The organism is Rhodopila sp. (genome assembly GCF_035548095.1).
Classification (GTDB): Bacteria; Pseudomonadota; Alphaproteobacteria; order Acetobacterales; family Acetobacteraceae; genus Rhodopila.
The window spans coordinates 115,580-127,533 of sequence record NZ_DASZUV010000002.1 but is presented as its reverse complement, the minus strand read 5'-3'; the positions used below and the strand labels follow the sequence as shown (position 1 = coordinate 127,533).

General features: G+C 65.5%; 12 protein-coding genes. 11 read left to right on the top strand and 1 reads right to left on the bottom strand.

The annotated features are described in order from the left end of the window. Positions 1-30 precede the first annotated feature (30 nt). The gene (locus tag VHC04_RS02825) at positions 31-312 is read right to left on the bottom strand and encodes an AsnC family protein (protein WP_325677729.1); all 282 of its coding nucleotides are present in this window, start codon (positions 310-312) and stop codon (positions 31-33) included. 283 nt (positions 313-595) lie between these two features. On the opposite strand from VHC04_RS02825, the gene VHC04_RS02820 reads away from it, so the two are divergent. The 11 genes from VHC04_RS02820 to VHC04_RS02770 all read left to right on the top strand — a co-directional run bounded on the left by VHC04_RS02820 (position 596) and on the right by VHC04_RS02770 (position 11,935). Then, complete coding sequence (locus VHC04_RS02820) at positions 596-970, top strand: helix-turn-helix domain-containing protein (protein ID WP_325677727.1); 375 nt, start codon at positions 596-598, stop codon at positions 968-970. 99 nt (positions 971-1,069) lie between these two features. Next, entirely contained in the window at positions 1,070-2,686 is a 1,617-nt protein-coding gene (locus tag VHC04_RS02815; protein ID WP_325677725.1) for an acyl-CoA carboxylase subunit beta, read from the top strand. Positions 2,687-2,767: 81 nt separating this feature from the next. Beyond that, the gene (locus VHC04_RS02810; RefSeq protein ID WP_325677723.1) at positions 2,768-3,073 is read left to right on the top strand and encodes a chorismate mutase; all 306 of its coding nucleotides are present in this window, start codon (positions 2,768-2,770) and stop codon (positions 3,071-3,073) included. A gap of 214 nt (positions 3,074-3,287) precedes the next feature. Continuing rightward, a complete protein-coding gene (locus tag VHC04_RS02805; protein WP_325677721.1) occupies positions 3,288-5,078 on the top strand; it encodes an FAD-dependent oxidoreductase in 1,791 nt (596 codons plus the stop codon). Continuing rightward, positions 5,063-6,901 (top strand): 2-oxoacid:acceptor oxidoreductase subunit alpha, encoded by a 1,839-nt coding sequence (locus VHC04_RS02800; RefSeq protein ID WP_325677719.1) that lies wholly within the window; start codon positions 5,063-5,065, stop codon positions 6,899-6,901. Before VHC04_RS02805 ends, VHC04_RS02800 begins: the two co-directional genes overlap by 16 nt. Next, positions 6,898-7,953: a 2-oxoacid:ferredoxin oxidoreductase subunit beta gene (locus VHC04_RS02795; protein WP_325677717.1), complete on the top strand. Its 1,056-nt coding sequence runs from the start codon at positions 6,898-6,900 to the stop codon at positions 7,951-7,953. The genes VHC04_RS02800 and VHC04_RS02795 overlap by 4 nt, the downstream gene beginning before the upstream one ends. Before the next feature lie 73 nt (positions 7,954-8,026). Beyond that, positions 8,027-8,563 carry a flagellar basal body-associated FliL family protein gene (locus VHC04_RS02790; RefSeq protein WP_325677715.1) on the top strand — a complete coding sequence of 179 codons (537 nt, stop codon included), beginning with the start codon at positions 8,027-8,029 and terminating at the stop codon, positions 8,561-8,563. Next, the gene (fliM, locus tag VHC04_RS02785; protein WP_325677713.1) at positions 8,560-9,630 is read left to right on the top strand and encodes a flagellar motor switch protein FliM; all 1,071 of its coding nucleotides are present in this window, start codon (positions 8,560-8,562) and stop codon (positions 9,628-9,630) included. Before VHC04_RS02790 ends, fliM begins: the two co-directional genes overlap by 4 nt. 198 nt (positions 9,631-9,828) lie before the next feature. Further along, the gene (locus VHC04_RS02780; protein ID WP_325677711.1) at positions 9,829-10,578 is read left to right on the top strand and encodes an alpha/beta fold hydrolase; all 750 of its coding nucleotides are present in this window, start codon (positions 9,829-9,831) and stop codon (positions 10,576-10,578) included. Positions 10,579-10,694: 116 nt separating this feature from the next. Then, positions 10,695-11,114, top strand: a complete 420-nt coding sequence (locus tag VHC04_RS02775; protein WP_325677709.1) for a DUF6468 domain-containing protein — start codon at positions 10,695-10,697, stop codon at positions 11,112-11,114. After that, entirely contained in the window at positions 11,111-11,935 is an 825-nt protein-coding gene (locus tag VHC04_RS02770; RefSeq protein ID WP_325677707.1) for a MotE family protein, read from the top strand. Before VHC04_RS02775 ends, VHC04_RS02770 begins: the two co-directional genes overlap by 4 nt. Positions 11,936-11,954: the final 19 nt, after the last annotated feature.

The following is an 11,954-nucleotide window of genomic DNA, read 5'->3' as shown; positions in this document are numbered from 1 at the left end:
ATTCGCCGCTGGATCCGCCGCCCCTGGTCGTCAGCGGATCGTGTTGGGGCCGCGGAATGGCACGTCCTGTAGCGTCGTGCCTCGGGTAAGGGCGCCCCAGCTGGCCGGATGGCCGGCCGGCATCGGCGGGCGATCCGCCTGATCCGGATCGGTGACGGGCTTGGTATCGACGCCGAGATGGCGGGCCCGTTCGGCCACGGCGGCTTGAGTCACGCCCAATAGCAGGGCGATCACATCGCAGGAGGCGCCCTCGGTGCGCAGGCGGCGGATTTGGGTATCCTGGCCGTCGGTCCAGATAATTTTCTCAGGCACAGAGCGTCTCCAGGGATGGCAGGTTTCCGGAGCAATAGTTAGTATGACTAACATGAGCCTGTCAACAGAATATTTACCCAAATAGGAAATATTAGCATTTCGAATTCGGCTGCCAGCGGGGAATCCGGCTGGGCTGAGGTGGTCGGTCCTATGAGATCTGCGCCGTCCGGCGCGCCGCGCTCGGCTCGCACCGACATGTGGCGTGGCTGGGCGGTCGCCTCCCGAGCCGAGCGGTTTGTCTTTTGCGGCGGTGGCCTGGCGAAAACTGTGGTTTCAGCCGTTGATGTCAGTTATTCTAACGTTCATGGTCACTTCCCCCACCACGATCGGTGCCCGCCTTCGTCAGGAACGCATCGACCGCGGCATGACCCAGGACCAGCTCGCCCGCCGGATCGGCGTCTCCCGCAGCGCCATCGCACAGTGGGAAACCGGGCGCGCTGGCCAGCTGACCGGAAACCTGGCGCGCATCGCCGCGGCGCTGGACACCGGGGTCGAATTTCTGATGTACGGCAAGGACAAGCAGGCGCCCTTGCAAGCAGCGCAGGGGGACGAGGTGGCACTGCTCCGCCTTTACCGGGAGTGTGCGCCCGATGACCGTCAACTCCTGCTCCGCATGGGACGCCGCCTTGCCCGCCGTGCCGCCGCGCCCGCGGATTGATCCCACCCGCGCACGGAACGACCCGCCGCCTTTGTTGCACATCGCTTGGAACCCCCGTACTTTCCGCGACAATCAGAGGGAACGGGCGGACGGAAGCGTATGGCCGATGACAATGTGATTTCATCCACCCCGGTCGAGGCGGCGCGATCCGCCCCCGTCGGCTGGGAGGCGGAGCTTGCCGAGCTGCGCCACCGCCAGGAACTCGCGCGGCAGATGGGCGGGCCGGAGCGGGTGGCACGCCAGCATGCCGGCGGCCGGCTGACGGTGCGTGAGCGGATCGATCGTCTTCTGGACGCCGACACATTTCAGGAAATCGGCAGCATCGCCGGGAAGGCCAGCTACGACGACAGCGGTAACATCATCGCGTTCATGCCGGGCAACTGCGTGTTCGGCCGTGGCCTGCTGGACGGGCGGCCCGTCGTGGTCGCCGGGGACGACTTCACCCTGCGTGGCGGGTCGGCGGATGCCTCGATCAAGGCCAAGCCAAAAATGTCGGAGGAGATCGCCACGCAGTTCCGCATGCCGATCATCCGCCTGATCGAAGGATCCGGCGGTGGTGGATCGGTGAAGACGATCGAGACCACGGGGCGTGCCAACCTGCCGGGCGGACTGACCGAGACGACCTCTTTCGATCTGGTGGCCAACCAGATGTCGCAGGTGCCGGTGGTCGGGCTGGGCCTGGGATCGGTCGCCGGCCTGGGTGCCGCGCGCCTTGTCGCCGCGCATTACTCGGTCATGGTGAAGGAGATGGCGGCGGTCTTCGTCGCTGGCCCGCCGGTGGTGGAGCGGCTCGGCGAGCCGCGCACCAAGCAGGAGCTGGGCGGCTGGCAGATCCAGCTGGGTTGCGGCGCCGTCGACCACGCGGTGGACACCGAGGCGGAAGCGTTCGAGGCCGCGCGGACCTTCCTGTCCTACCTGCCCAGCTCGATCCATGACGTACCGCCGCGGGTGCGCAATTGGGACGACCCGCACCGGCGGGTGGAAAAGCTGATTTCGGCGATTCCCAAGGTGAAGAAGCAGGCGTACCATATGCGCCGGATCATCACCTCGGTGGTGGACAAGAACAGTTTCTTCGAAATGGGGGCGCTGTTCGGCCGCTCCATCATCACCGGTTTCGCCCGCCTGGACGGCTGGCCGGTGGCGGTCATGGCGGGCGATCCGTTATTCGAGGGCGGTGCCTGGACCGCGGATGCCTGCAGCAAGATCATCCGCTTCGTCGACATGGCGCAGACCTTCCACCTGCCGGTGGTGCACCTGGTCGACTGCCCCGGCTTCCAGGTCGGGTTGCGGGCCGAAAGCACGGCGGTGATCCGCTGGGGCGTACGGGCGCTGTCGGCGATCAACCAGACCACGGTGCCCTGGTGCAGCATCATCGTGCGCAACTGCTACGGCGTCGGCGGGCTGGGCCACCAGCCGGTCGGGCGCCTCTGCCTGCGCTATGCCTGGCCATCCGCGAGCTGGGGCTCGCTGCCGCTGGAAGGCGGGATCGAGGCGGCCTATCGCGCCGAGATCGATGCCGCACCGGACCCCGAGGCGAAGCTGGAGGAGATCGAATTGCGGCTGAACCGGCTGCGCTCGCCATTCCGCACCGCCGAGGCATTCTGGGTGGACGAGGTCATCGATCCGCGGGACACCCGCCGCTTGCTGTGCGATTTCGCCAATCTGGCCGCGCCGCTGCGCGAGCCGGGCCCGTCCAGCTTCGGGATGCGGCCATAGCAAGGTCCTGCCGGGCTCGTGAGCGGTCCGGCCCCGGCTGGATTCCGGACACATCGTGCTTCCTACGTGAGGAGAAGAGCCATGCCGGACCCATCAGACGCCTTGGCGGCGCTGAATGAGTTGCGCGGCAGCATCGACAATATTGATGCGGCCATGATCCACATGCTGGCCGAGCGGTTTCGCTGCACGCAGCAGGTGGGCGCCTTGAAGGCCAGGCACAACCTGCCGCCCGGCGATCCCGGACGCGAGGCCTATCAGATCGGCCGTCTGCGCAAGTTGGCCGAGACGGCCCGGCTCGATCCTGAATTCGCGGAAAAATACCTTCATTTCATCATTCGGGAGGTCATCCGCCATCATGAACAATTCCCTCGCCAGTCCGCGCCGTGACCGCCGGCGAGGCGGTTGCGTGCTCCCTTGCCTGTCCCCCTGCATGCATCGTGCCGATGCCTGGGTTGCGCCCGAGCCTCTGGGGGCGAATTGCCGTTCGGGCCGATTCCGGCTAGCGTTCCCACAATCGAAACATCGCACCGAATTCGCTCGGTAGGTCCGGCCAACGGCGCATCTTCAAAGCGGCCGACCCGGCGAAGGAGAGGAGTCCCGTTTGCAGCCGACTGACATCAAGGCACCCGACTACTTTCACAAAGTGGTCGATTGCCAGTGGGCCTGCCCCGCGCACACGCCGGTCCCGGAGTATATCCGCCTGATCGCCGCCGAGCGCTATGCCGACGCGTTCATGATCAACTGGAAATCCAACGTCTTCCCCGGCATCCTGGGCCGTACCTGCGACCGCCCGTGTGAGCCGGCCTGCCGCCGTGGCCGGGTGGAGGAAGAGCCTGTCGCGATCTGCCGCCTAAAGCGCGTCGCCGCCGATTTCAAGGGCGATGTCAGCGATCGGATGCCGCGAGCGCCTGCGACCCGCAATGGCAAGCGCATCGCCCTGGTCGGTGCCGGCCCCGCCTCCATGACCGTCGCCCGTGACCTGGCGCCGTTGGGGTATGAGCTGGACGTATTCGACGGCGAACGGAAGGCTGGCGGTTTCATCCGTACCCAGATTCCGAAATTCCGGCTGCCGGAAGAGGTGATCGACGAGGAGATCGGCTACATCACCGATCTGGGCCCGAGCATGCGGCTTGGGGAGCGTGTCGACAGTTTGAACGCGCTGCTGAACGGCGGCTATGACGCGATCTTCGTCGGCTGCGGCGCCCCGCGCGGGCGCGACCTGCCGATCCCCGGCCGTCAGGAAGCCGCCGCCAATATCCATATCGGCATCGACTGGCTCTCCTCGGTCTCCTTCGGTCACATCAAATCCATCGGCCGGCGCGTCATCGTGCTGGGCGGCGGCAACACGGCGATGGATTGCTGCCGCTCCGCCCGCCGCCTGGGCGGCGAGGACGTGAAGGTCATCGTCCGCTCCGGCTTCGAGGAGATGAAGGCCTCGCCGTGGGAGAAGGAGGATGCGATCCGGGAGGACATCCCGATCCTGAACTTCCTGGTGCCGAAGGAATTCAAACACGATAACGGCCGCCTCTACGGCATGACGTTCGAGAAGGTGAAAGCCGAGTACGACGCCAGGGGCCGGCGCCGGCTGGTGCCGACCGGGGAGCCGGATGCCTTCTTCGAATGCGACGACGTGCTGGTGGCGGTCGGTCAGGAAAATGCCTTCCCCTGGATCGAGCGCGATATCGGCCTGGCTTTCAACGACTGGGGCCTGCCGGTCCTGGATGAGGAGACGCTGCAGTCCAGCGTGCCGAACGTCTTCTTCGGCGGCGATTCCGCCTTCGGGCCGAAGAACATCATCTGGGCCGTGGCGCATGGCCACCAGGCCGCCATTTCCATCCACCTGCTGTGCCAGGGCCTGGACATCAAGGCCGACCGCCCGCCGCCGCGCGTCACCCTGGTCAGCCAGAAGATGGGCATCCATGAGTGGAGCTACGACAACGCCGTCTCCCCGGACCTGCGCTTCAAGGTGCCGCACCGGGAGAAACAGGCGGCACTGACCGATATCAAGGCCGAGGTGGAGCTGGGCTTCGACCTCAAGCTGGCCTTTGCCGAGGCGCAGCGGTGCCTGAACTGCGATGTGCAGACGGTGTTCACCGACACGCTGTGCATCGAATGCGATGCCTGCGTCGATATCTGCCCGGTGGACTGCATCACCTTCACCGCGAACGGGGAGGAGGCGGAGCTTCGCACCCGGCTGAACGCCCCGGCGCACGACTTGGACCAGGCCTTGTACGTATCAGGCGTCCTCAAGACCGGCCGCATCATGGCCAAGGATGAGGATGTCTGCCTGCATTGCGGCATGTGTGCGGAACGCTGCCCCACCGGCGCCTGGGACATGCAACGCTTTTTCTTCGACATGGCACAGGCGGAAAACGCATGCTGCAGCAAGTAGACCGTCTGGAGGGCCTCCAGCGGGTCAACGAGTTCGTCGTCAAGTTCGCCAACGTCAACGGCTCCGGTTCCGCCAGCGCCAATGCCCTGTTCTGCAAGGCGGTGCTGCGGATGGGGGTCGTCGCGACGCCGCGCAATATCTTTCCGTCCAACATCCAGGGTCTGCCGACCTGGTACGAGGTCCGCATCTCGCAGGAGGGCCACCTGGCCGCGCGCGGCGGCGGACCCGATCTGATGGTGGCGATGAACCCGCAGACCTGGGATAAGGACGTCAAGTCGATCGAACCGAACGGCTATCTGTTCTACGACAACACCAAGCCGATCCCGGTCGAGCGCATGCGGCCCGACATCCACGTGATCGGCGTGCCGCTGACCGCGATCACCAACGCCGCGTACCAGGACGCCCGCCAGCGGCAGCTGTTCAAGAACATCGTCGGCCTGGGTGCGCTGTCGATGCTGCTGGACATGGACCCGGCGGTGATCGAGCAATTGCTGGCCGAACAGTTCAAAGGCCGCGACAAGCTGATCCAGGCCAATGTCGCCGCGCTGAACATGGGCCGGAGCTGGGTGAAGGAGAACCTGCCGTATCCGATCGGCCTGCGTCTGCGGAAGGCCGATACGATCGGCGATCGCATCTTCATCGAGGGCAATGCCGCGGCCGGGCTGGGTGCCGTTTATGGCGGCGCCACCGTCTGCGCCTGGTATCCGATCACGCCATCCACATCCCTGGCCGAGGCGTTCACCCGCTATTGCAGCCGCCTGCGGGTGGACAAGGAAACCGGCAAGAACAACTTCGCCATTGTCCAGGCCGAGGATGAGCTGGCCTCGATCGGAATGGTGATCGGTGCCGCCTGGAACGGCGCGCGGGCGTTCACCGCGACCTCCGGACCCGGCATCTCGCTGATGCAGGAATTCGTCGGCCTGGCCTATTTTGCCGAGATTCCGGCGGTGATCTTCGATGTGCAGCGCGCCGGCCCGTCCACCGGCATGCCGACCCGCACACAGCAGACCGACATCTTGATCTGCGCCTATGCGTCCCACGGCGACACGAAGCATGTGCTGCTGCTGCCGGAAGACCCCTATGAGTGTTTCGAGTTCGGGGCTCTGGCGTTCGACCTGGCCGACCGGCTGCAGACCCCGATCTTCGTCCTGCTGGACCTGGAGATCGGCATGAACGAACGCCTGTGCCGGCCCTTCCAGTGGGATGACAGCCGCGTGCTGGACCGTGGCAAGGTCATGACCGCGGAGGAACTGGAAGCCGGGAAAGTCTTCGGCCGCTATCTGGACGTCGACGGCGACGGCATCCCATACCGCACCCTGCCGGGCACGCATCCCTCCAAGGGATCGTTCTTCACCCGCGGCACCTCCAAGGACCGCATGGCGCGCTACTCCGAGGAAGGGGTGGACTACCAGGAGAACATGGAGCGGCTGCTGAAGAAGCATCGCACCGCCGCCACCCTGGTGCCGAAGGCGATCGAACGTCCGTCGGAAAAGCCGACCCGGTACGGCGCGATCTATTACGGGTCGACCAGCCCGGCGATCAACGAAGCCGACACGATGTTGGCAGAGGATGGCATCGACCTGGATCTGCTCCGGCTGCGCGGCTTCCCCTTCGGTGACGAGGTGGCGGCCTTCATCGACGCACATGATGTGGTGTTCGTGGTCGAGCAAAACCGTGATGGCCAGATGCGCTCGCTGCTGATCAACGAGCTCGAAATCAATCCGAAGAAGCTGGTCAAGATCGTCCATTACGACGGCACGCCGATCAGCGCCCGTTTCATCGCCGGCGCCATCGCCGCCCAGCTTGAAAAGGTTGCCGCATGACCTTCCTGGCCAAACCGAAGCTGCACCATCCGGATCTGCAGAAGAACGCGCTGGGCTTCACGCGGCGCGACTACGAAGGCGCGATTTCCACGCTCTGCGCCGGGTGTGGCCACGATTCGATCAGCGCCGCCATCGTGAAGGCCTGCTTCGAGCTGGACCTGCCGCCGCATCGCATCGCCAAGCTGTCCGGTATCGGTTGCTCCTCAAAGACGCCCACCTATTTCCTGGGCGCCTCGCACGGGTTCAATTCGGTACACGGGCGCATGCCCTCGGTGCTGACCGGTGCCAACCTGGCCAACCGGGACCTGATTTACCTGGGCGTGTCCGGCGACGGCGACAGTGCCTCGATCGGCATCGGCCAGTTCGCGCACGCCATGCGGCGCGGCGTCAACATGGTCTACATCGTCGAGAACAATGGCGTTTATGGCCTGACCAAGGGCCAGTTCTCGGCCACCTCCGACAGGGGCGCCAAGTCCAAGCGCGGCGTCGTGAACAGCGATGAGGCCATCGACCTCGTCGGCATGGCCCTGCAGCTCGGCGCCACCTTCGTCGCCCGCAGCTTCTCCGGGGACAAGGCGCAGCTTGTGCCGCTGATCGAGGCTGCGCTGAAGCACGAAGGCGCCGCCTTCATCGACTGCATCTCCCCCTGCGTGGCCTTCAACAACCACGAAGGCTCCACCAAGAGCTTCGACTATGTGCGGGAGCACAATGCGGCGGTGAACTACCTGGACGTCATCACCGGCCGGAAGGAAATCACTGTCGATTATGCCCCCGGTTCGGTGGAGATCGTCACCCAGCACGATGGCTCCCGTCTGCGGCTGCGCAAGGTCAGCATGGATTACGACATGTATGACCGCACCGCGGCGATGACGTATATGAGCCAGCGTAAGGCGGCGGGGGAGATCGTCACCGGGTTGCTGTATGTCGATCCGGAGCCGCGCGACATGCACCAGCATCTGAGGACCTCGGAAACGCCGCTGAATGCGCTGCCGGACAAGGTGCTGGTGCCGGGATCGGCGGCCTTGGAAAAGATCAACGCCTCGCTGCGCTGAACCGCCGCGGCGCGCCACCCGACCGGTTCGGGCGATAACCTTTCGTTAACCGGTGCGCGCCAGAGTGGCGCGCATGAGCGCCGCGCCCAAGCCCAAGCCAGCGGAGGATGATCCGTCCGCGGAGCCACCGAAAAAGGCTGGCAAGAAAAAGCTGATCCTGATCGCCGCACCGGTCCTGGTGCTGCTGCTGGGTGGGGCTGGCTTGTGGGTCACCGGCATCCTGCCGAACCTGCTGGGTAGCCATAAGGAGATGCACGGCGAAGGCGATCACGGCGGTGAGCATGGCGGGGCCGAGGCGAAGCGCGGCCCGCCAGCCTATGTCGAGCTGCCCGAAATGGTTGCCAATCTGAACGGCACGCGGAAGCCGGCCTATATCAAGGTGGTGGTCCGGATCGAGGTGCCGAAGCAGGAGGACGTGGAGAAGGTCAAGGCGGCCATTCCCCGCCTGCAGGATATGTTTCAGACCTATCTGCGCGAAATCCGTCCGGAGGAGCTGCGTGGCTCCGCCGGCACCTATCGCCTGCGTGAGGAATTGATCGCCAGGGCCAACATCGCCGTCGCGCCGAACACGGTCAGCGATGTGCTGTTCACGCAGATGCTGGTGCAATGAGCGGCAGCCAGTCCGACGAGGAACTCGCCGCGGCCTGGGCTGCCGAAGCCGGTGCGGACGGGGAAGGGGAAGCGGCACCGACCGGCGCGGTGCCGGCTCGCGAGCTGAACCAGGCGGAAATCGACAGCCTGCTGGGCTTTGATGACGGCGCGGCCGCCGGTGATGTCCGCACCGGCATGCAGAAGATCATCAGCTCCGGCCTCGTGTCCTACGAGCGCCTGCCGATGCTGGAGATCGTGTTCGACCGGCTGGTGCGGATCATGTCGACGAGCCTGCGCAACTTTACCTCGGACAATGTCGAGGTCGGAATCGACAACATCATCTCCCTGCGCTTCGGCGACTATCTGAATTCCATTCCGCTGCCCGCGATGCTGGCGGTGTTCAAGGCCGAGGAATGGGACAACCAGGGCCTGATGGTCATCGATTCGGCGATGATCTACTCGATCGTCGATGTGCTGCTGGGCGGCCGGCGCGGTACCGCGGCGATGCGGATCGAGGGACGGCCCTACACCACCATCGAGCGTACATTGGTGGAACGCCTGATCCAGGTGGTGCTGGCCGATCTGTCCACGAGCTTCGACCCGCTATGCCCCGTCACCTTCCGCTTTGAGCGGCTGGAGGTGAATCCCCGCTTCGCCACCATTTCTCGCCTGTCCAACGCCGCCATCCTTGCGCGGCTGCGCATCGACATGGAGGATCGCGGCGGCCGGCTGGAACTGCTGCTGCCCTATGCCACCCTGGAGCCAGTACGCGAGTTGCTGCTGCAGCAGTTCATGGGCGAGAAATTCGGCCGTGACTCGATCTGGGAAACCCACCTTGCCGAGGAGTTATGGAACACCGACGTCGATCTGTCGGTGGTGCTGGATGAGCACACGATGCGTCTGTCCGACGTGATCGCGCTGAAGCCGGGGCAGCGTATGTTGTTGAATGTCGGACCGGGCCAGCCGGTGCAGGTGCGCTGCGGCAGCGTGGTGATGTTCGAGGGGCGAATCGGTCAGAAGAACAACCACGTCGCGGTGAAGATCGAGCGTGTGGTGCCACGGACACCGAACGCCGAACGGGGATGAGCGGCACGGGCGGACCGTGATGGTTTCAATCGGGCCCATCGGATCGCGGCGGTTTCGGCGGCCCGGGCCGACGCGGCCACGTGGCTATTGGCAGGCAGCCCGGGTTCACCCTGGCCCGGGCGCGCCGCCGTCCGCCGCTTTACGCCACCGTCCAGTAGCACGACACTCTCCCGACAAAATCGACAGGGAGTGGATCGCATGCCTCACTACCAGAACGGCGACGTCACCATCCGCTATGAAGAAGCTGGCACCGGATTCCCCCTGTTGGTCACGCCAGGTGGTGGCCTGAACTCCCGCGTCAGCAACTGGCCGACCGCGGTCTTCAACGCGATGGAGATCTTCAGCGACGAATTCCGCTGCATCACCATGGATCAGCGAAACGCCAACGGCGGCGAGTCGGTCGGACCGATCGCGGTCGACGATCCATGGGGTGCGTTCGCCGATGACCAGCTCGGCCTGATGAACCATCTTGGCATCCGCGAATTCGCCTTCATGGGCTACTGCATCGGCGGATGTTTCGCCATGAAGCTGATGGAGCGCGCGCCAGACCGGGTGAAGGCCGCCGTGCTGGTGCAGACGGTCGGGCACTGGGATGACGACCCGGATGTCATGTATCGGTCCGGCCGCGACGTATGGGCGCCTGAACTGCTGGGGCGCCACGCCGACCTGAACATGAGCATGGTGGAGAAATATCTCCATAATCTCTATCGGGCCCGTCCCGACTTCGTGTACAGCGTCTCGCGCGATTTCGCCCGGGCCTGTCAGACACCGATCCTGGTGCTGCCGGATAATACGCCCGCACACCCGCATCAGGCTTCCGTTGATGTCGCCTCGCTGTGTCCCAACGCCGAGATCACGGTGTTTCCATGGCGTGAGCCACCGGAGCTGAAGGCGCGGACGATCAACCGCGTCCGGACATTCCTCCGAGCGCATCGGCCCGCGTCATAGGCGCGACGCGCGTCGCGGACGCAGGCGCGAGAGCCGAAGTGGCCTGAGCAGTACGCATCCCGATCGTGCGGTCGCCGCTCACGATTTCTTAACCAATTCCGGCGCACGATGGCGCCATGGAATGGACGCTCGAAATCGTATTGGTCGTCCTGCTGCTGGCCACCCTGGTCCAGGCGCTGCGGCTGGAACGCGCGCTGGGAGTCCTGAAACGCGATCGCGTCGCTCTGGAAGCCTTGATCGCCGGTTTCAACGCCAGTACCCGCCAGGCCGAGGCCGGGGTCGACCGGCTAAAGGCGGCTGCCGACGGGGCTGGCCGCAAGCTGGAACAGCAGATTGCCGCCTCCGCCATGCTGAAGGACGACCTGCTGTTCCTGGGTGAGAGGGGGGATCGGATCGCCGACCGCCTGGACTCTCTCGTGCGGGCCGCAAGGCCGCTCGCGCCCGACCCATTGCTGGTCACGACCGAACCCGCCACCCCCGCGCAACGGTCGGAGGCGGAGCGTAATCTGTTGCAGGCATTGCGCCTCGTCCGATGAAACGCATCCCCACCCCGCGGTTGCTGCCGATCACCACCAGCATGATCGCTGTCTTGCTGGCGGTGAAGCTGGGCCTGCTGGTCAAGGCGGTGGTAACCGGCGCGCATCCGGCCGACACGGCGGTCGTGGCGCTGGCGAATGCCGCCGATCACGGCACCGCCGCTGAAAAGAAATCGGCGTCGGCTGGCCTTTCCCCGCCCCTGTCGCCGCCACCCGGCCAGGCGCCCCAAGCTGATGGTCTGCCCAGGACACCTCCGGCCTCGGCTCTGAGCGATGCCGAAAAGGCGCTGCTGCAGGATCTGCGTCAGCGCCGCAAGGACCTCGACGATCGGGACAAGGCGCTGGCCGCGCGGGAAGCAGTGCTTGGCGCCTCGGAGCACCGGTTGGAGGCGCGCGTGGCGGAACTGCAGGCCCTGCGCAAAAGCCTGGAAGATCTGGACACGGCCCGCAAGCAGAAGCAGGAGGCCGGGTGGCAGGGCCTCGTGAAGCTCTATGAGGCGATGAAGCCGCGCGATGCGGCAACCATCTTCAACGACCTGTCGATGCCGGTCCTGCTGCAGGTGATGGACCGGATGAAGGACTCGAAGGCCGCCGCGGTGATGGCGGCCATGACCCCCGACAAGGCCCGTGAAGTCACCGCCGAACTGGCGCGGATGCGCACCGGCCGTGGCCCGGCCAATCCCGTGCCGGACTTGCCGGGGCCAGCTGGCGACGCGTCGCCGCTACCTGCTCAGGCGCCGCCATTCGCCGCGCCGCAGAACCCACCGGCCGGGCGATCGAAACCCACATCGCAGGCCGCCGCGCCGCTTGGCCGGGGTTGAACCACGAGGCAGTTGATGC